This window comes from Kibdelosporangium phytohabitans, from assembly GCF_001302585.1.
Taxonomy (GTDB): Bacteria; Actinomycetota; Actinomycetes; order Mycobacteriales; family Pseudonocardiaceae; genus Kibdelosporangium; species Kibdelosporangium phytohabitans.
The window spans coordinates 3,252,918-3,272,163 of sequence record NZ_CP012752.1 but is presented as its reverse complement, the minus strand read 5'-3'; the positions used below and the strand labels follow the sequence as shown (position 1 = coordinate 3,272,163).

At 68.6% G+C, this 19,246-nt stretch carries 17 protein-coding genes; 5 read left to right on the top strand and 12 right to left on the bottom strand.

The window, feature by feature from the left end; genetic code table 11:
- Nucleotides 1-10 precede the first annotated feature (10 nt).
- The 3 genes from AOZ06_RS15190 to AOZ06_RS15180 form a co-directional block, all read right to left on the bottom strand.
- Nucleotides 11-418, bottom strand: coding sequence for a hypothetical protein (locus tag AOZ06_RS15190; protein ID WP_054289989.1), 408 nt, complete (start codon nt 416-418; stop codon nt 11-13).
- Between the two features lie 277 nt (nt 419-695).
- Entirely contained in the window at nt 696-2,858 is a 2,163-nt protein-coding gene (locus AOZ06_RS15185; RefSeq protein ID WP_054289988.1) for a 3-hydroxyacyl-CoA dehydrogenase NAD-binding domain-containing protein, read from the bottom strand.
- 14 nt (nt 2,859-2,872) lie between these two features.
- Entirely contained in the window at nt 2,873-4,087 is a 1,215-nt protein-coding gene (locus AOZ06_RS15180) for an acetyl-CoA C-acetyltransferase (protein ID WP_054289987.1), read from the bottom strand.
- Between the two features lie 131 nt (nt 4,088-4,218).
- On the opposite strand from AOZ06_RS15180, the gene AOZ06_RS15175 reads away from it, so the two are divergent.
- The 4 genes from AOZ06_RS15175 to AOZ06_RS15160 all read left to right on the top strand — a co-directional run bounded on the left by AOZ06_RS15175 (nt 4,219) and on the right by AOZ06_RS15160 (nt 8,248).
- On the top strand, nt 4,219-5,424 hold the full coding sequence (locus AOZ06_RS15175) for a TetR/AcrR family transcriptional regulator (protein WP_054289986.1): 1,206 nt from the start codon (nt 4,219-4,221) through the stop codon (nt 5,422-5,424).
- Entirely contained in the window at nt 5,387-6,784 is a 1,398-nt protein-coding gene (locus AOZ06_RS15170; protein WP_417999953.1) for a cytochrome P450, read from the top strand. Before AOZ06_RS15175 ends, AOZ06_RS15170 begins: the two co-directional genes overlap by 38 nt.
- Nucleotides 6,785-6,930: 146 nt before the next feature.
- Complete coding sequence (locus tag AOZ06_RS15165; RefSeq protein WP_054289984.1) at nt 6,931-7,827, top strand: hypothetical protein; 897 nt, start codon at nt 6,931-6,933, stop codon at nt 7,825-7,827.
- 202 nt (nt 7,828-8,029) lie between these two features.
- Complete coding sequence (locus AOZ06_RS15160) at nt 8,030-8,248, top strand: S1 RNA-binding domain-containing protein (protein WP_054289983.1); 219 nt, start codon at nt 8,030-8,032, stop codon at nt 8,246-8,248.
- A gap of 36 nt (nt 8,249-8,284) precedes the next feature.
- On the opposite strand, the gene AOZ06_RS15155 is transcribed toward AOZ06_RS15160, so the two are convergent.
- The 9 genes from AOZ06_RS15155 to AOZ06_RS15120 form a co-directional block, all read right to left on the bottom strand.
- Nucleotides 8,285-8,887 carry a TetR/AcrR family transcriptional regulator gene (locus AOZ06_RS15155; RefSeq protein ID WP_218921995.1) on the bottom strand — a complete coding sequence of 201 codons (603 nt, stop codon included), beginning with the start codon at nt 8,885-8,887 and terminating at the stop codon, nt 8,285-8,287.
- Nucleotides 8,888-8,897: 10 nt separating this feature from the next.
- Nucleotides 8,898-10,055: an acyl-CoA dehydrogenase family protein gene (locus tag AOZ06_RS15150; protein WP_054289981.1), complete on the bottom strand. Its 1,158-nt coding sequence runs from the start codon at nt 10,053-10,055 to the stop codon at nt 8,898-8,900.
- Complete coding sequence (locus tag AOZ06_RS15145; protein ID WP_054296663.1) at nt 10,052-11,200, bottom strand: acyl-CoA dehydrogenase family protein; 1,149 nt, start codon at nt 11,198-11,200, stop codon at nt 10,052-10,054. The genes AOZ06_RS15150 and AOZ06_RS15145 overlap by 4 nt, the downstream gene beginning before the upstream one ends.
- 486 nt (nt 11,201-11,686) lie before the next feature.
- On the bottom strand, nt 11,687-12,655 hold the full coding sequence (locus tag AOZ06_RS15140; RefSeq protein ID WP_054289980.1) for a sucrase ferredoxin: 969 nt from the start codon (nt 12,653-12,655) through the stop codon (nt 11,687-11,689).
- A gap of 57 nt (nt 12,656-12,712) precedes the next feature.
- Nucleotides 12,713-13,873: a cupin domain-containing protein gene (locus AOZ06_RS15135; RefSeq protein WP_236952237.1), complete on the bottom strand. Its 1,161-nt coding sequence runs from the start codon at nt 13,871-13,873 to the stop codon at nt 12,713-12,715.
- Nucleotides 13,874-13,903: 30 nt separating this feature from the next.
- Complete coding sequence (locus tag AOZ06_RS61255; RefSeq protein WP_255356715.1) at nt 13,904-14,029, bottom strand: hypothetical protein; 126 nt, start codon at nt 14,027-14,029, stop codon at nt 13,904-13,906.
- Between the two features lie 78 nt (nt 14,030-14,107).
- Nucleotides 14,108-14,989, bottom strand: a complete 882-nt coding sequence (locus tag AOZ06_RS58345) for a pyridoxal-dependent decarboxylase (protein ID WP_054289978.1) — start codon at nt 14,987-14,989, stop codon at nt 14,108-14,110.
- Nucleotides 14,986-15,936, bottom strand: a complete 951-nt coding sequence (locus AOZ06_RS15125; protein ID WP_054289977.1) for an LLM class F420-dependent oxidoreductase — start codon at nt 15,934-15,936, stop codon at nt 14,986-14,988. Before AOZ06_RS15125 ends, AOZ06_RS58345 begins: the two co-directional genes overlap by 4 nt.
- A gap of 35 nt (nt 15,937-15,971) precedes the next feature.
- The gene (locus AOZ06_RS15120) at nt 15,972-18,050 is read right to left on the bottom strand and encodes a S9 family peptidase (protein ID WP_054289976.1); all 2,079 of its coding nucleotides are present in this window, start codon (nt 18,048-18,050) and stop codon (nt 15,972-15,974) included.
- 79 nt (nt 18,051-18,129) lie between these two features.
- Between AOZ06_RS15120 and AOZ06_RS15115 the strand changes: the two genes are divergently transcribed.
- Complete coding sequence (locus tag AOZ06_RS15115) at nt 18,130-19,107, top strand: S1C family serine protease (RefSeq protein ID WP_083471699.1); 978 nt, start codon at nt 18,130-18,132, stop codon at nt 19,105-19,107.
- Nucleotides 19,108-19,246 lie beyond the last annotated feature (139 nt).

Here is a 19,246-nt window from a genome sequence, read left to right as displayed (position 1 = left end):
TCCGGCTCGGCTACCGCGGACGGGACTTCGATACGGGCCTAACGTCCGAGAACAGGCACCAGCCCGGTGAGCGGGTAGGTGCAGCCCAACGCGATTCGGTGCCCTTCGGGCTGATCGCGCCCTTGGCCAGTTTCGCGGCGAGCTTGCGCGGCTCGGGGATCGTGGTGGGATCGTCGGCGCCCTTGAGCGCGGTCTTCCAGTCGACCTGGGTGAGCCGGGAGATCTCACTCGCCACGATCAGGCGGCGCACCTCCGGGTCGTTCTCGAGAACCTGAACCACCAGGTCGGCGTTCTGCCTGCCGGGCAGCTTGGCGATGACGCTGAGCGAGTTCGTTAGCAGGGTGGCGGTATCGCCATCGACGGCCCACGTCCGGAACCACTCCGCCGCCTTGTCCGACACGACGTTGCTCAGACTCACATCCGTCCGGTGCGCCGTCGGGTGGACCCCAGGAGTCGTTCGTACGCCTCAACCAGGTCGGCCGAGGCCAGACCGACGCGGAGATTGTGGGATGGGCTTGGAGCTCGACCACGGTGCGTACATGGTGACAGCCGACGGCCGCAACCAGTACGCGCTCGCCGAACCGGGCAACGCATCGCGCTGTCTGCGTAACCAGAGCAAAGGAATGACCGCCGGACAGCATGCGACCGCCCCGGCATCACCAGAGGTGACACCGGGGCGGTGGCTGGAACAGGTCTTACTCGAAGATCTCGCCCTTCTCGGCCTTTTCGACGAGCGAGGCCGGCGGCTCGAAGTGCGAGCCGTAGCGTTCGGCCAGTTCACGGGCCCTGGCGACGAAGCCCTTCAGGCCGCCGGGGTAGCCGTTGATGTACTGGATCACGCCACCGGTCCACGGCGGGAAGCCGATACCCATGATCGAGCCGATGTTGGCGTCCGGGATCGAGGTCAGCACGCCCTCGTCGAAGCACTTCACTGTCTCCAGCGCTTCGGCGAAGAGCATGCGCTCCTTCATGTCCTCGAAGGGGATTTCCTTCGAGCCCGACCCGAAGGCCTCGGCCAGCCCTGGCCACAGGCTGGTCCGCTTGCCGTCGGTGTAGTCGTAGAAACCGGCACCGGTCGAGCGGCCCTTGCGCTCGTACTCCAGCACCAGCTTGTCGATCACGGCTTCCGACGGGTGCGACACCCAGGTTCCGCCCGCTGCCTCGATGCCCGCCTTCGTCTCCTCGCGGATCTTGCGCGGCAGGGTCAGGGTCAGCTCGTCCAGCAGCTGCAGCGGCGGCGCCGGGTACCCGGCCTGGCTGCCTGCCTGTTCGATCGACGGCACCGCGATGCCCTCGCCGACCATGGCCACCGCTTCGTTGATGAACGTGCCGATCACGCGGCTGGTGAAGAACCCCCTGCTGTCGTTGACCACGATCGGGGTCTTCTTGATCTGCTGCGCCACGTCGATCGCCTTGGCCAGCGCCGCGTCACTGGTCCGCGCGCCGCGGATGATCTCCAGCAGCGGCATTTTGTCCACCGGCGAGAAGAAGTGCAGGCCGATGAAGTCCTCCTGGCGCTGCACGCCTTCCGACAGTCCCGTGATCGGCAGCGTGGAGGTGTTCGAGCCGAGCAGCGCGTCCGGCGCCACGAAGCTCTCGATCTCCTGGAACACCTTGTGCTTCAGTGACGGGTCCTCGAAGACCGCCTCGATCACCAGGTCCGCACCGGCCGCGTCCTCGGGCTTCTCGGTCGGGGTGATCCTGGCCAGCACCTCGTCGGCCTTGTCCTGCGTCAGCTTGCCACGGGAGACCGCCTTGGCGAGGATCTTCTCCGAGTAGGCCTTGCCCTTCTGCGCCGCCTCGAGGGAAACGTCCTTGAGCACAACCTCGATCCCGGCCCTGGCACAGGAGTACGCGATACCCGCGCCCATCATGCCCGCGCCGAGCACGAGCGCCTTGCGGGCGGTGTACTTCTCGTACCCGTCCGGGCGGGAGCCGCCGGAGTTGATGTGCTGCAGGTCGAAGAAGAACGCCTTGATCATGTTCTTCGCCACCTGGCTGGTCAGCAGGTCGACGAAGTAGCGCGTCTCGATCAGCGACGCGGTGTCGAAGTCCACCTGGGACCCTTCGACCGCCGCCGCCATGATGTTGCGCGGCGCGGGCATGTTCGCGCCCTTGAGCTGCTTGCGCAGGTTCGACGGGAACGCGGGCAGGTTCGCGGCGAACGACGGGTTCGACGGCGTGCCACCGGGGATCTTGTAGCCCTTGACCTCCCACGGCTGCACGGCGTCGGGGTTGGCCTTGATCCACGTCCTCGCGTTCGCGATCATCTCGTCCGCCGTGGCCACGACCTCGTGCACCAGGCCGATCTCCTTGGCCTTGGCCGGCTTGTTGCGCTGGCCCTGCAGCAGCACGTTCAGCAGCGCGCCCTGGATGCCGAGCAAGCGCACGGTCCGTACGACGCCGCCGCCACCGGGCAGCAGGCCGAGCGTGACCTCGGGCAGACCGATCTGGCTTCCCTTGGCGTCCAACGCGATCCGGTACTTGCACGCCAGCGCGATCTCCAGGCCACCGCCGAGCGCGGCGCCGTTGATCGCCGCGACGACGGGCTTGGGCAGCAGCTCCAGCTTGCGCAGGTCCGCCTTCATGCCGTTGGCGCGCGCGGTGATGTCGGCCGCGTCGGCCTTCGTGGTCTTGCTCATCAGCTTCAGGTCGCCACCGGCGAAGAAGGTCTTCTTCGCCGACGTCACGATCACGCCGGTGATCTTGTCCTGTTCGGCGTACAGCCGCTCGACCGTCTCGTGGAACGAGGTCTGGTACGTCTCGTTCATCGTGTTGGCCGACTGGTTCGGGTCGTCCATCGTCAGCGTGACGATGCCGTCCGCGTCCTGCTCCCAGCGAATCATGTTCTCGCTCATCGGTTCGCCGCTCCTCAGACGCGCTCGATCAGGGTGGCCAGGCCCATGCCGCCACCGATGCACAGGGTGACCACGGCCCGGCGGGCTTCGCGGCGTTCCAGCTCGTCCACCATGGTGCCGGTGATCATCGCGCCGGTCGCGCCGAGCGGGTGGCCCATCGCGATCGCGCCGCCGTTGACGTTCAGCTTCTCGTCCGGGATGCCCAGGTCCTTCTGGAACTTCAGCACGACCGACGCGAACGCCTCGTTCAGTTCGAACAGGTCGATGTCCTCGACGCCGAGTCCCGCGGTCTTCAGCAGCTTCCGAGTGGCCGGGGTCGGGCCGGTCAGCATGATCGTCGGGTCCGAACCGGTGACCGCGGTGGCCACGATCCGGGCCCGCGGGGTCAGGCCGAGATCCTTGCCGACCTGCTCGTTGCCGACCAGCAGCAGCGCGGCACCGTCGACGATGCCGGACGAGTTGCCCGCGTGGTGCACGTGGTTGATCTTCTCGACCCAGTGGTACTTCTGCAGCGCCACCGCGTCGAAACCGCCCAGCTCGCCGATGCCCTCGAAGGACGGGTTCAGCTTGGCAAGGCCCTCGCGGGTGGTGTCCGGGCGCATGTGCTCGTCGTGGTCCAGCAGGACGACGCCGTTGCGGTCCTTGACCGGCACGACGGACTTGGAGAAGTACCCGCCCGCCCACGCCTTGGCCGCGAGTTCCTGCGAGCGCAACGCGTACGAGTCGACGTCGTCGCGGGAGAAGCCCTCGATGGTGGCGATCAGGTCCGCGCCGATGCCCTGCGGCACGAAGTAGGTCTCGTAGCTGGTCTCCGGGTCCATCGCCCACGCGCCGCCGTCGGAGCCCATCGGCACACGGGACATCGACTCGACGCCACCGGCGATGATCAACTCGTCCCAGCCCGACCGGACCTTCTGCGCCGCCTGGTTGACCGCTTCGAGGCCGGAGGCGCAGAACCGGTTGACCTGGACTCCGGCGACGTTGTCCGGCAGGCCCGCGGCGATCGCGGCTGTGCGGGGGATCACCGCGCCCTGGTCGCCGACGGGCGACACGACACCGAGGATCAGGTCGCTGACCCGGTCGGTGTCCAGGTTCGGGTGACGGGTGCGCAGTTCGTCGATCAGACCGGTCACCAGCGAGATCGGCTTGACGCCGTGCAGTGAGCCGGTCTTCTTGCCCCGGCCGCGAGGCGTTCGGATCGCCTCGTAGATGAACGCTTCTGTGCTCACGCCGAAGTTCCTCTCACCCGCGCTGGTGGCTAATGCTCATTCACATAATGGAACGAATCCGCAGCTTGTCAAGCACAAGAGGCTGATCTAGCTTTGCTATGGACCGATTACGAGACGGAGGTCACTCCGCGATGGGCAGCCGACCGCGAAACCGCAAGGAGCAGCTGACCGACGCTGCCGCCGAGCTGTTCCGCAGGCACGGCTACCACGGGGTGAGCGTCAACGACATCGCCGCGGCCGCGGGCGTGACCGGCCCGGCCGTCTACCGGCACTTCCGCGGCAAGCAGGATGTCCTCGCGCACGTGCTGCTGTCCGGCCTCGACCGGTTCGGCCTGGCCACCGACCAGGCGCTGGCCAAGGACAAGCCGCTGCACGCACTCGTCGAGACGGTCTCCGCGCTGGCGGTCGAGCGCCGTGAGATCACCGCGCTGTGGCGCTGGCAGGGCCGCTACCTGGACAAAACCGACCAGGTCAAGATCCGCAAACGCGGTGCCGAGCTGATGGGCGACTGGGTGTCGACGCTGCGCGACGCCCGGCCGGGGTTACCGCTCGCCGACGCGGAACTGCTGAGCTGGGCGTCGCTGAGTGTGTTCGGCAGCGTCGCCGACCACCGCGTGTCACTCCCCCGGCGCAGATTCGAGCACCTGCTCGGCAAGCTCGCCTGCGCGGTCCTGCGCAGCACAGTCCCGGCCTCGCGGGCACCGGCGCAGCCGGACTGGCAACGCCCGTCGTCACCCGTGTCCCGGCGGGAGGAACTGCTCACCGTCGCGACGCGGCTGTTCCGTGAGCACGGCTACCGCGACGTGAGCATGGAGGACATCGGGGCAGCCGCGGGGATAGCGGGGCCGAGTGTCTACCGGCACTTCAGCGGCAAAGCCGAACTGCTGGTGGCAGCCGGCTACCGGATGGCCGACCGGCTGCACACCGGCGCGCGGCGGGTGATCGCGAACGCGGCGACACCGCACCGGGCGCTGACCGACCTGGTCGGCTCCTATGTGGACATCGTGTCCCGGTCGGACGACCTGTTCTCGGTGTTCGCGGGCGAACTGGGCAACGTCCCCGACCGCGACCGCAAGGAACTGGTCCGCGTGCAGCGCGCGTACGTCGCCGAATGGGTGACGTTGCTGAGAACCGTTGCGCCGCACCTGCCGGAGCCGGAAGCTCGGATCGCCGTGCACGCGGCACTGACGATCGTCAACGACCTGACCAGAACACCGAGGATCACCACCCGGCCAGGCCTGGTGACCGAGCTGACCGGGCTTGCGATGGCGGTACTGGACCAAGCAGCGGAGGCAGGCAGTGACAACGACGCACGTGCCCGGCGCGACGAGGTTTGACGAGTGGCTGCTCAACAAAAGCTGGCGCAGCAGCGAGTTGACGAACGTGCCGAACGGCTCCGGTCTGAAAGCCGTGCCGGGCGACGGCGGCATACCGCTGGTCGGGCACTCGCTTGAGGCGCTGCGGCTCGGCCTGGACTTCGGCCTGAAGCGCTACGAGACGTACGGCCCGGTCTCCTGGATGAACGCGTTCGGCGTGCGGATGGTCATGGTCACGGGCGGCGACGCAACCCAGGTCGTGATGACCAACAAGGACAAGGTGTTCTCCCAGAAGGGCTGGGAGTACTTCATCGGGCCGTTCTTCCGGCGCGGCCTGATGCTGCTCGACTTCGACGAGCACATGTTCCACCGCAGGCTGATGCAGCAGGCGTTCACCCGGCAGCGGTTGACCGGCTACCTCGGCCACGTGGCGTCGGCGGCGGCAGGCGGCGTGAAGTCGTGGCAGCCGGGGAAACTGCTGATGTACCCGGCGCTGAAGCAGCTGACGCTGGACATCGCCGGAAGCGTGTTCATGGCCGCGGCGCTCGGCAAGGAGAAAGACGCGCTGAACAAGGCGTTCGTCGACACCGTCCGGGCGGGGACGTCCCTGATCCGCTTCCCGGTGCCCGGTGGGCGGTGGAACGCGGGCCTGCGCGGCAGGCAGGTCCTGGAGGACTTCTTCCGCCGCACGATCCCGGCCAAGCGGGCGAGCGACTCCGACGACCTGTTCGCGGGGCTGTGCCACGCCAGGACGGACGACGGTTCGGCGTTCAGCGACGACGACGTCGTCAACCACATGATCTTCCTGATGATGGCGGCGCACGACACGACCACCATCACGACGACGACGGCCACCTACTACCTGGCCAAGCACCCGGAATGGCAGGACCGCGTCCGCGAGGAGTGCGTCAAGGCGGGCCCCGGACCGCTGGACATCGACGCGCTGGAGGGCCTGACGAACCTGGAGATGGTGATCAAGGAGTCGCTGCGGCTGGTCGCCCCGGTCCCCTCACTGGCCCGCAGAACCGTGCGGGACACCGAGATCCTCGGCCACTACGTCCCGGCGAACACGATGGTCTCGCTGACCCCGTGGGTCACGCAGATGCTGCCCGAGCTCTGGCCCAACCCGGCCCGCTTCGACCCGGAACGCTTCAGCTCGGAACGAAAGGAGGACAAGGTCCACCGCTACGCCTGGCTGCCCTTCGGCGGCGGGGCGCACAAGTGCATCGGACTGCACTTCGGCATGCTGGAAGTGAAGACGCTGCTGCACCAACTGCTCACGCACCACCAGTGGTCGGTCCCGGAGGACTACGAGGTCCGTTGGGACACAACAGCTCTCCCGGCTCCGTCGGACGGCCTGCCGATCGCGCTGAAGCGCTGACGTTCCCTGTTTTCCTCGTTCGGCGTAACAACTCAGTGCAGCCGCACAGGGTGATTCGGGCAAAGTCCCCGCTGGGGCGTTGATCCCGATGTCAGCGTTGTGTCTTGCTTGGTGTCGCGCAATCCCGACAGCAAACAGGAGATCCTATGCTGAAGTTCCTCAGGGCAGGAGCGATCGCGGGGCTCGCGATCGCGGCCGCGGTCGTCCCCGTCGCGGGTGCCACCGCCGCCACACCTTCCGCTGGTACCAAGGTCGTCGCTGCTGGGCAGAGCACGGCGCAGGTCGACAGCTACTGGACGCCGGAGCGGATCGCCTCGGCCAAGCCGTATGTCGCACCCGAGGCACAGGTCAACGCACGTACCTCCACTCAGCGCGCACAGGGCGAGCCCGTGCGAATCCCCGGCACGAGACCCGGTTCCGGACAGGCAGGTGTCCAGGCCAGTGTGTGGGGAACCATTGGCAGGCTGTACTTCTCCATCGGCAACGGCAACTACATCTGCAGCGCCAACGTGGTGGCGTCCGACAACGGCGACACCATCGCCACCGCACGGCACTGCGGATTCAACGACGGCGGCCAGAACTACAGCTTCGCCCCCGGCTACGACCGGGGCAACGCCCCGCACGGCTGGTGGTCGTGGCGGCTCGCCGTGGTCGTGCTCGGCGACGGCGACACGGCGTTCGTCGTGCTGAACACCCAGAACGGCAGGCACGTCCAGAACGTCGTGGGCTCCAGCGGCGTCGCGTTCAACCACAACCCCACGTCGGACTACACCTACCTGCTCGGTCTTCCCGGTGACAAGGACTACGCGGTCTGGTGCCACGGCTGGCCGACGACCCGGGACAACGGACGGACCGTTGCCCTGAGGGACTGCAACGGAATGAGCGGTGGCGCGAGCGGCGGCCCGTTCGCCTACGGCTACAACTCCGGCACTGGCGACGTCTACCAGAACGGCACGTACCTCGGCAACTGCGGCGGCGAGGCATGCGGGCCGTGGTTCGCGAACACCGAACTGGAAGCCTGGCAGGGAGCCAAGGGCGCCTGAAAAACCTCGTGAGTGGTTCGGCCGGTTCTAACCGGCCGAACCACTCACGAGGGTGTGCTACGGTTTTGGCGTGACTACCGGGTCGGCCATGAGCCAAGCACAGACGGGATCCCCGGTCTTGTCATGACCACCCGGCGGGCCAGAGGCCCGCCACCCTCTCCCACCCAGTCGAGAAGCTGGTGCAGGGAGAGGAGGTGAGAACATGACGGAACCCTTCGCACCGTACGTCGCCGCGCAGCGCGACGGCACAGTCCTGACCGGACACGTGGTGAGCGAGATGCCGTTCGGCGTTTTCGTGGAACTGGCACCGGAAATCCACGGTCTGCTGGTCGGCGCCAAGCTGCCGGAAGGCACCGAGGTCCAGGTGAAGGTCCTGGACGTCGACGTCGAGAAGCAGCGGATGAGCCTCACCCAGGCGTGAGCCGGGTGGCGTTCGCGGCAAGGCGCCTTGCCGCGATCACGCCTTCACTCCGGTCCGCAGTGCGGTGTCGAGGATCTCGGCCCACCGGTCGATGATCCCCGCCCGCCGCTTGCTGTCGTCGGTCAGCAGGTTCGCCAAACCCAAGCCACGGGCCATGTCCAACGTGGCCTGGACGATTTCCCGGACGCCCGGCGTGCTCTCGTCCGCGCCGAGCAGTTCCAGCGCGAGCTTGTGCGTTTCGCGACCGAGGTGGGCTTCCAGCGTCACCACGGACTCGCGCAACTGCGGATCGGACGTCGCCGCGACCCACATGTGCAGTGCCGCACGGAAAAGCGGCCCTGTGTACAACCGCACGATCAAGTCTACGACCGCCCGGGTCCGCTCCGGACCGGTCGGCAGGTCGATGCTGTGCTCCCGCGTCCACAGCCGCCGGGCGTCACCGACGAACCCGACGGCAGCGGCGAACAGGTCCTCCCTGGTCGGGAAGTGGTGCTGAGCCGCGCCCCTGGACACACCGGCCCGTTCGGCGACAACCGCGACCGTGCTCCCGGCCCAGCCCAGTTCGGCCAGTGCCTCGATGGCGGACTCGAGCAGCCGCTGCCGGGTGGCGCGGCTGCGGTCCTGTTGCGGCTGACGCACAGCGATGCTCCTAGTAGGACTTCGGCAACCCCAGCGAGTGCTGGGCGACGAAGTTCAGGATCATCTCACGGCTGACCGGCGCGATCCGGCCCACCCGCGAAGCGAGCACCAGTCCACCGAGGCCGAACTCGCTGGCCATACCGTTGCCGCCGTGCGTGTGCAACGCCTGGTCAGCGGCCTTCGCGGCGGCCTCGGCGGCAGCGTACTTGGCCATGTTGGCGGCTTCACCGGCGGCCATGTCGTTGCCCGAGTCGTAGAGCGCGGCGGCTTTCTGCGTCATCAGCCGGGCCAGTTCGATGTTGATGTGCGACTCGGCCAGCGGATGCGCCAGGCCCTGGTGAGCACCGATCGGCTGTCCCCAGACGCTCCTGGTCTTGGCGTACTCGGTGGCCTTGGCCATGGCGAGCCTGCCGATGCCGGTCGAGAACGACGCCGCCATGATCCGCTCCGGGTTCAGGCCCGCGAACAGCTGCGCCAGCGCCGCGTCCTCGGAGCCGACCAGCGCGTCTGACGGCAGCCGCACGTCGTCGAGGAACAGCGTGAACTGCCGGTCCGGCGAGACCATCTCCATGTCGATCTTCTGGTACGTGAAGCCCTTCGCGTCCGTGGGCACGATGTAGAGCGCGGGCTTGAGCCTGCCGGTCTTCGCGTCCTCGGTGCGGCCGACGACGAGCACCGCGTCGGCGCCGTCCACCCCGGAGATGAACACCTTCTGGCCGGACAGCACCCAGTCGCCGCCGTCGCGGCGGCCGGTGGTGACGATCTTGTGCGAGTTCGAGCCCGCGTCCGGTTCGGTGATGCCGAACGCCATCACCACGCTGCCGTCGGCGAAGCGCGGCAACCACTCCTGCTTCTGCGCGTCGGTTCCGAACCGGGCGATGATCGTCGCGCAGATCGCCGGGGACACCACCATCATCAGCAGCGGGCACCCGGAGGCGGACAGTTCCTCGCACACCGCGGCCAGGTCACCGATGCCGCCGCCACCGCCGCCGTACTGCTCCGGCACGTTCACGCCCAGGTAGCCGAGCTTCCCGGCTTCCTGCCACAGCTCGGTGGTGTGCCCGCCTTCACGGGCCTTCTTGACGTAGTAGTCGTGGCCGTACCGCTTGCCGAGGTCGGACACCGCCTTGCGCAGTGCCAGCCGCTCTTCGGACTCAACAAAGCTCATGACGTGTATCCCAATCGTTTCGCGGCCAAGCCGGTGAGGATCTCGGTGGTGCCTCCGCCGATCCCGAGGATCCGCATGTCCCTGTACTGCCGCTCGACCTCGGCCTCGCGCATGTAGCCGATGCCGCCGTGCAGCTGGACCGCCTTGTCGACCACCCATTCGCCTGTCTCGACCGCGGTGTTCTTGGCGAAACACGCTTCGGCGATCACGTCCTCGCCGGCGAGGTACTTCACGGCGATGCTGCGGGTGTACGTGCGGGCCACGTCGATCTTGCGGGCCATGTCGGTCAGGGTGTGCTGCACGAGCTGCCGGGAGATCAGCGGACGGCCGAACGTCTCGCGCAGCCGCGCCCAGGCCAGCGTCAGGTCCAACGCCCGCTGGGCGGCCGCGTACGCCTGGACCGCCAGCGAAAGCCGTTCGGTGACGAAGTGCTGCGCGACCTGGATGAACCCGCTGTTCTCGGCGCCGACGAGGTTGCGGGCGGGCACTCGGCAATCCACATAGGACAACTCGGCGGTGTCGGAGCAGAGCCAGCCCATCTTGTCCAGCCTGCGCGAGACCGTGAACCCCGGGGTGTCGCGCTCGACGACAAGCAACGAGATGCCGTGCGCGCCCGGTTCGCCGGTCCGCACCACGGTGGTGACGAAGTCCGCCCGGCAGCCGGAGGTGATGAACGTCTTGGCACCGTTGACGATGTAGTCGTCGCCGTCGCGTTTCGCGGTGGTGGAGATGTTGGCGACGTCTGAGCCGCCGCCCGGCTCGGTCACGGCGAGCGACCCGATCAGCTCACCGGCCAGCGTGGGGCGGGCCCAGCGTTCGATCTGGCCGGCGTCGCCTGCCGAGATGATGTGCGGCACCGCGATCCCGCAGGTCAGCAGGGACGCGATCAGCCCACCGGCGGCTCCGGCGTACAGCAGTTCCTCGGCGATGGTCAGCGCGTCGAGGTAGTCGCCGCCACCCCCGCCCGCCTGTTCGGGGAACGCGACACCGAGCAGGCCCAGCTCGCCTGCCTTGCGGTGCAGGTCGCGCGGGAGCTCACCGGCTCGTTCCCACTCATCCTGATGGGGGAGCACGTCGGTCGCCATGAACCGGCGCACGGTCTGCCTGAGCGCCTCGCGTTCGGGCGTGCGGAAGGGATCGCTGATGTCGACACCGCTCACAGCACACACCGTGGCACGACCCCGGGACAAAATCAAGCACGCGTGCTTGTTTTTGTGTGGTGAACACCTGGGAAAGTCAGGAGGTGCAGCTCCTCGGTATCCCCCGTGCCCACGCCGCACAGCGTCGCCCGCGCACTGCTCGACCACAACCGAGGCCCGCTGTCGCCGGCGAGATCGCGTTCAGCGTGTCAGGTTCCGTCCCCACTGGACGGTCACCGCTGACCGCGCGGCAGCTGCTACTGGTGAACCTGCTCACCGACCTCGCGCCCGCACTGGCCACCGCACTGTCCTACCCGGACAGCGAGGCCATACCGGATCTGTTGCGGGAAGGGCCAAGCACGTCGCTCGGGCGAGCACAGTCGCATCGGCGGCACGGACCACCGTGCTCGCGGCAGGACTGGGCCGGGTATCGCGTTGTCCGGTGCGGCAGCCGCCAATCAGGCGGGGCCGTTGGTCACTCGGCAGCTGCCGTCAGGGTGATGTTCGCAGAGCGATGTTCTCGGTGATGTAACCACCGGGGGCGACCATCGCGTTGCAGCGACTCGGGCCGCGGCCGATCACGGCGCGCCGCGAGATCGTGACGTCGTACTGCTGCCGGCCCGCGCGGACGTTGACCACGCGCGCCTCGGACTCGAGGTCGGTTTCCACGGGGTGTTCGGAAACGGCGACCACGTCGTCGGTGCCCCGCAAGCCGGTGTGCTTGCGCAGAGCGATCTCGGCGTACTGAGCCCATTGGGTTTCCGCGGCCGTGCGGCCACGCAGGTGTTCGGGGTGGACCTGGCCGGCGAGCGAGGCCTTGACGACGGCGTGCGCCTCGTCGGGATCGAGTTGTCCGTGCAGGAAACCGTCCGGCACGACCAGAAGATTGCCCGCCCAGCGGTCACCGCCGACATGGCTGACCTCCCACGCGCGGCCCGGGTACGTCGCGCCGAGCGAGGCGGCCAACGGCCTGCCGAGCAGCGCGCAGCACATGTCCTTGGTGCCGTGGGTGCAGACGAGGAACATGGGGCCCTGGTACGGCTTGCCGATCCCGCCGCGACCGTCGACGATCGCGTCGAGGTCCAGGTCGGCGAGGTCGCTGAGGTCGTTGATCCGAAAGGATTCCATCCAGTGGCCTGCCGGGCCCGAGGTTCCGCCGACGAACACGCGGCGGCCGGCCAGGTTCGGCTCACGGGTGTGCCTGCCGGGCTGGCGGATCAGCAGCGGACGCAGGCCCTTCGCCCGCAGCTGTTCGAGGTACTCCCGGCGATCGGCGGGAAAGGCCTCGTCAAGGGCCTGTTCCAGAGCGTCGGACGGCCACGGGCCGGGGAACTCGATCAACAGCCACGCCCGCATGTGGGCGGCTGTTCCCGCTGGGCTGCCACCGAGCATCCGCGCCACCACGGCGCAGCCCGGCAGCTTCCCGGCGGGAGCTGCGGCGCCAGAGAGCTGGGCGGTCATCCGACCGCCACCCCCTGGCGCTGCGAACTTATCTTAGGCATGCCTAATCTTACATGCCTAAGCCACCGCGAGCAGCCCCTGGGTGATCAACTCGCCGAGGAGTGCCCGGACAGTCCCCCGGTCCAGGGCCGGTCCGGCCCTCTCCACCAACGTCTCGACCGGCGTGGACGTCCCGCTGAGCAGGGCGGACAGCACCGGCCCCGCGGCCGCGCCGAAAGTAAACCTGCTACCGGCTGCGAGAAGTGTCACTGTCGAATCCTGGTGCTGCAGGACCGCCCGGGGCGTCAGCAGCCGGACGGACACGGTGTCCTGGGGCGGCAGAACGTCCGGCGTCGCAGCCCACGGCAGGCCGATCCCGGTGTACGCCGGGCCGTGCGCGTCACGGTCGGTGAGGAACCGGTCGACCACATCCGGGGTGAGCAGCGCCTCGATCCCGGCCTTGAGCTCGGCGGCGTGCGCGTGCCGCGCCGACTCCGTGCCGAACCGGGGCAGGTCACGCCGGAACCGCTCGTCCACACGCAGCTGATCGGCCAGCCAGGTGACCAGGTCGACGCCGGTCGCCGGGTTGAAACCGATGGTCAGGTGCAGCGACTGCTCACCGATGGCGGACACGTCGTGCCAATGGCCGCGCGGCACGTACAACGCGTCGCCGTCCTCCAGCACGAACTCCGCGATCGGCTCGGCAGGCGGCTGCTGCGGCGGTTCGACGTCCCTGTGCAGCGGCGACGGCCGCGTCACGCCGTGGATCCGCCAGCGTTTGCGGCCGGAGATCTGCAGGATGAACGCGTCGTGGTCGTCCCAGTGCACGTCGAAGCCGTGCGTCTTGCCCCAGCCCGCGTACATGTTCACCTGCACGCGTTCCCGCAGGTCGTGTTCCAGCCGGGCGGCCAGGCCGGACACCGGGTCGACGAGTTCCTGCACGGCGTCGAGCACCAGCGTGGCGCCGTTGCGCAGGTGCTCGGTGAGCGGCGCGGACAGCAGTTTCGGGATCTGCGGGCCGCGTTTGGGCGTCACCATCTCGGTGTACGTGTGAGCGGGAACCACGTCACCGTCCAAGGCGAGCCGCAGCCGCGGGAAGTCGAGGCGGTGCTGGCGCAGCACCGTGTTGAGCGTCGACCACGGCAGCAGCGAGGAGAACCGGCCCGCGGTTCCGGGGAACCGGTGGTGGGACTGGCCTTGCACCGAACCGAGGAACTGGCTGACCTCGAGCGGTGCCACGAGGTCAGCCAGGGTGAACGATCCGGCCACTCAGTCGTTGCCGTCGTTGTCGGTCACGGCACCGTTGGCCTTGCCGCGGTCCACGGCGGTGGTGAGCGGCTCGACGCCGATCAGCAGGCCGCTCGCCGGGGGTGTGTTCGCCTGTTCCTGAGCCATCCGTACCTCACAGAGAGTTAGATCGGACCGGACACTGCGTTAAAACACAAGTCAGATTACGTGATCAACTCCGTGGTTTCATCGGTCATTCGGGGTTGTTCGCATCACCTTGACGTGGTCCGGCTCAAGCAACTCCAGGTAGTCCCGCAGCGGCCGGTCGGTCACCGTGATCCGCAGCCACAACCGACCGTCCACAGTGGTCGTTTCGAGTCCGCCGCCGGCCAGGTCCGCGACCACCTCGTCGGTGGCGTCCGCCGGGCGGAACACCACGGTGGCCAGCGCGGGCCGGTCCCACAGCGTCAGGCCGGGCCGCGCCATGACCGCGTCGGCGACGGCGGATGCCGTGTCACACCGCCGTTCGACGGCCGGGCCGATGTCCGAGCGGCACGCCCGGAACACCGCCGCGACCTCCGGGTGGCCCATCATCCGCACACCCGTCAGCGAACCGACGTCCCGCACGGCGAGCAAACCCGTCGAAGCTCCCAGTTCGGGCAATTCGACAGTCACCGAGTCGGCCAGGTCCAGCCCGTCGAGCAAGGGCCGCAACCGATCGCTGAACAGCGCCGCTCCCCCGCCTGCCGCGTCCACGTGTAACCAGCTGCCGCGCAGGCGGCACGCCCTGCCGATGTCCCGCAACGGATCGATCGACCCGGTGCCGGCCGTGCCCGCCGACGCCACCACCACACTCGCGTCCCCCAGTTCGGCGAGCGCACCGGTGACCTGCGTGATCGAGTCGAGCACCACCGGCGGCGGCAGTTCCAGCTGCTCGGCCGCGGCGGTGACGTCCGGCCGGGCGCTGCGGGCGCACACCACCCGGACGGGCGCACCCGCCGCGTCCTTCTTCGCCAGCAACAGCCCCAGCAGGGTGGACTCGGTACCGCCGTTGGTGATCACCGCACCGGGCACCCCTCGCGGGAAGCACAGCCGTGCCACGCCGGTCTGGATGGAGGGTTCGATCATTCCGGCGCCAGCGCCCTGACCACCTTGCGCGGGTCCTCGCCGGTCGGCAGCACGCTGATCACCGGGGTGTCCAGACCGGACTCGACATACTGGGCGACGATCTCCCGGCAGCGTCGCGGGCTGCCGTGCACGATCAGCGCGTCGACCACCTCGTCCGGGATGACCTCGTTGGCCCGCTGCCGGTCGCCCGCCGCCCATGCCTCGTGCATGGGTTTCAACGCCTCGCCACGGCCGAGCCAGTCGTGGAACGCCGCGTACACCGGCACGGTCAGGTAGCTGGAGATCAGCAGCCTGCCGAGGCCACGCGCCGCGTCCACGTCCTCGGTCGGGCAGACGAACACCCTGGCGACCAGTTCGAAACCGCCGCCGACCTCGGCCCGCACCTTCGGCACATCCGACGGCGCGAGCCAGTTGGTGATCGCGCCGTCGGCTTCCTTGCGTGCCAGCTTGAGCATGCCCGGCCGCAGCGCGGCGAGCATGATCCTCGGCGGCGGCTGCGGCGGGCGCTCCAGGCGGAACTTGGAGATCTCGAACGTCGGGTAGCGCTCGGTCACCTTCTGCCCGGCGAACGCGGAACGCAGGAACCGCAACGTGTCCCGAGTACGCGCGTACGGTTCGGTGAACTCCTGCGCGTTCCACCCCCGCACGATCACCGGCGACGACGTGCCGATACCCAGCACGAACCGATCCGGCGCGAGTTCGGCGACGGTGGCCGCGGTCATCGCGAGCAGGCCTGGGCCACGCGTGTACACGGGGGCGATCGCGGTGCCGAGGCGCAGTTCGGGCGCCCATTCGGCGGCCAGCGCGAGCGGCGTGAACGCGTCCGTTCCCGCGGTCTCGGCGGTCCACACGTCGGTGTAGCCGAGGTCAGGGAGTTCTCTGACCAGGTCGCGGTGTTCGGCGAGCGGAACTGCGGTCAACGGCAGCGTGATGCCCCAGCGGCCCATTCCCATATTCCCTTCTAGCGCCTTGCCACCGGACCTTACCCAAGTGCGTCCTTCAGCCAGGATGTCTGGAGCAGAAGGAAATTCTCCGCTGTGGTCTCGTCCTGGGGTGTCATGTGCGTCACGTTCGGCAACGGCAACAGCGTGTGCGGGCGCCCGGCGGCCACCAGCGCGGCGGAGAGCCGCAGGGAGTGGGCCACGACGACGTTGTCATCGGCCAGCCCGTGGATGATCATGAGCGACCGCTCCAGGTTCGGCGCGTCGGCGGGCAACGAGTTGCGCTCGTACACCTCCGGGTGAGTGTCCGGGTGGCCGAGGTAACGCTCGGTGTAATGCGTGTCGTACAACCGCCAGTCGGTCACAGGTGCGCCCGCGATGGCCGCCTGGAACACATCAGGGCGGCGCAACACGGCGAGAGCCGCCAGATACCCGCCGTACGACCAACCGCGGATGCCCACGCGCGACAGATCCAGGTCGGGGTACTGCCGCGCGGCCGCGTGCAGGCCGTCGACCTGGTCGATCAGGGTGACGTCAGCGAAGTCGAACGCGATCTCGCGCTCCCACACCGGTCCGCGCCCCGGCGTGCCGCGGCCGTCGATCACCAGGACCGCGAAACCCTGGTCCGCCAGCCATTGCGAGGTCAGGTAGGCGTTGCGCGACGACAGCACCCGCTGCGCGTGCGGCCCGCCGTACGGGTCGAGCAGGACGGGCAGTTTGCCGCTGCCCGGCTCGTGCCCAGTCGGGAACATCAACGCGCCCTGCAGTTTTCGCTCGCCGAGCGTCAACCGGATGACCTTCGGTTCCAGCGATGGCGTGACCGCGAGCGACTCCACTTTCGCGATCGGCTCACCGTCCCGCAGCACGGTGACTTCCGGCCCGGTCGCCGCCATCCGCCACGACGTCAGCACGGTGACAGCGCCTGCCCGCGTCGCGGACGACACACCCTCCACAGAGGACAGACGACTGACCCCACCAGACCCGGCCCGGTACACGTGCACCTGCGCGGGGTCCTCAGCGGACGCCGTGAACAGCACGTCGTCGGCCACGTGGAGCACCGACCGAACCTGCAACGGCAGGTCGGTGACCTCGTCGCCGTCCACGACGAGCCGGTAGGCGTCGTCCGCGGCGACAACCCTGACCAGCTTGCCGCCGGAGGTCCACGCCGGAGCGCCGGCGACTACGTCCACCCAGTGCGGGTCGGTCTGCTCGTGCACGAGCTTGGTGCCGCCGGTGTCCGGGTCGACCGCCCGGATCTGCATGGTCCGCTGGTCACGGGTCTGCACCCCGATCAGCGGCGGCCCGCCCGCCGACCAGTGCACGGTCGCCAGATACTCGGAGCCGGTCCAGTCCACCGCGACACGGGAGCCGTCAAGCCCCAGCACGACCAGTTGGACCGTGACATTCGGCGTGCCCGCGGCCGGGTAGTGCACGGTGTGCGCCTCCGCGGCGGGGTTGGCCGGGTCCGAGATGTGCCACTTGTGCACGGCGGACCGGTCGGTGTGGCTGACGAGCAGCCGTTGCCCGTCCGGCGACCACCAGTAGCCACGGGAACGACCCATCTCCTCGGCCGCGATGAACTCCGCGAGCCCGTACGCCCGGTTCTCGCCTTCCGGCTCGGCGAGCGCGCGGTCATCCGTACCGTCCACATTCACCACACGCAGCGCGTTGCCGGACACGTACGCGACATGGGTGCCCGTCGGGTTCGGACGCGGGTCGACCACCGGCGTGGCCGTGTCCAACTGCCGCGTGTGCCCGGTCAGCGCGTCAGTGACGTAGAGGCGCCCGGACAGGGCGAACGCGACAATCCTGGCCTCGGCGTCGGTCGCGTTGCCGACGATGCCGCTGGCCTGCAGCCTGCTGCGCTCGCGGCGGGCACGTTCCTCGGCGGACAGTTCCTCGTCGCCGTCGGCCAGCAGCACGGCGGGATCGGCCAGCACGGACTCCTTGCCGGTGGCGAGATCGAGCTGCCAGAGACTGTGCCTGCGCTCCTCGCCGGACGGTGACCGCAGGAACAACACGCGGTCGCCGTCGGGCGCGACCTTGATCTCCTTGGGTGTGCCGAGCGTGAAGCGTTGGGTGCGGGCCTGCATCTGGAGGAATGATGTCTCGCGAGTCACAGCGAAACCCTAACCTTTCTTGGATTACTCAATAGCGATCCTCAGGGTGTTCTCATGCGGGCGCAGCACAGTTGGTGGCATGACAGCGACGCAGGAGCCCCAGCAGCAGCACCCCTACGGTTACGGCCCGGCCCAGTACCCGGCGGCGACACCTCCCCCGCCCATGTACGGCGGCGGCCTACCACCCACGGGCGGGCCGGTCCCGCCGGCGCTGGCCGGACCAGGCAGGCCGGGTAAGCCTGGCAGGGCACGCCGGGGCGCGGTGGCGCTGTCAGTGGCCGCCGTGGTGGCCGCGGGACTGGTCGGTGGGGTGACCGGCGGCCTGATCGGCGGGAACGACACGGGCGGCACGGTCCCGGCGTCGACCCCGATCTCCCAGAACGTCGGGAACAACAAAGCCACCGACGTCAGCGCGATCGCGGACAAGGTCCTGCCGAGCGTGGTGCAGGTGAACGTCCGGTCAGGAAACCAGCAGGGCCTGGGCTCAGGCGTGATCCTGACAGCGGACGGGCGGATCCTGACCAACAACCACGTGGTGACGGGCGCGTCGCAGGTGAGCGTGACACTCAACGACGGCCGCAAGTTCACCGCGAAGGTGGTGGGCACGGACGTGGCGAGCGACCTGGCGGTGCTGCAACTGGACGATGCGAGCGGCCTGACCCCGGCGGCACTGGGCGACTCGAGCGCGGTGAAGGTCGGCGACCAGGTGGTGGCGATCGGCTCACCGGGCGGCCTGCAGGGAACGGTGACCACCGGCATCGTCAGCGCGCTGAACCGCGACGTGAACGTCTCCGAGGACGAAGGCGGCGGCAACCCGTACGCCGGCAACAGCCGCGGTGAACAGACCACCTACAAGGCCATCCAGACCGACGCGTCGATCAACCAGGGCAACTCCGGCGGACCGCTCGTGAACTCCGCCGGTCAGGTGATCGGGATCAACTCGGCCATCTACTCCCCCGTGTCCACTCCGGACGGACGCGCGGGCAGCGTCGGCATCGGCTTCTCCATCCCGATCAACGACGCGAAAACCGTGATCGACAAGATCGTCACCAGCTGACGAGCCAAGGCACGCGTCCATCCCGCCAGGTGGACGCGTTCGCCGGGCGGGCGGGCCAATCGGATCGATGACTCGAATGCACTAATTCGCACAACGGCAGCGAGAACGAGATACCATTTTGCTGTCGGGTAGGTCTGCA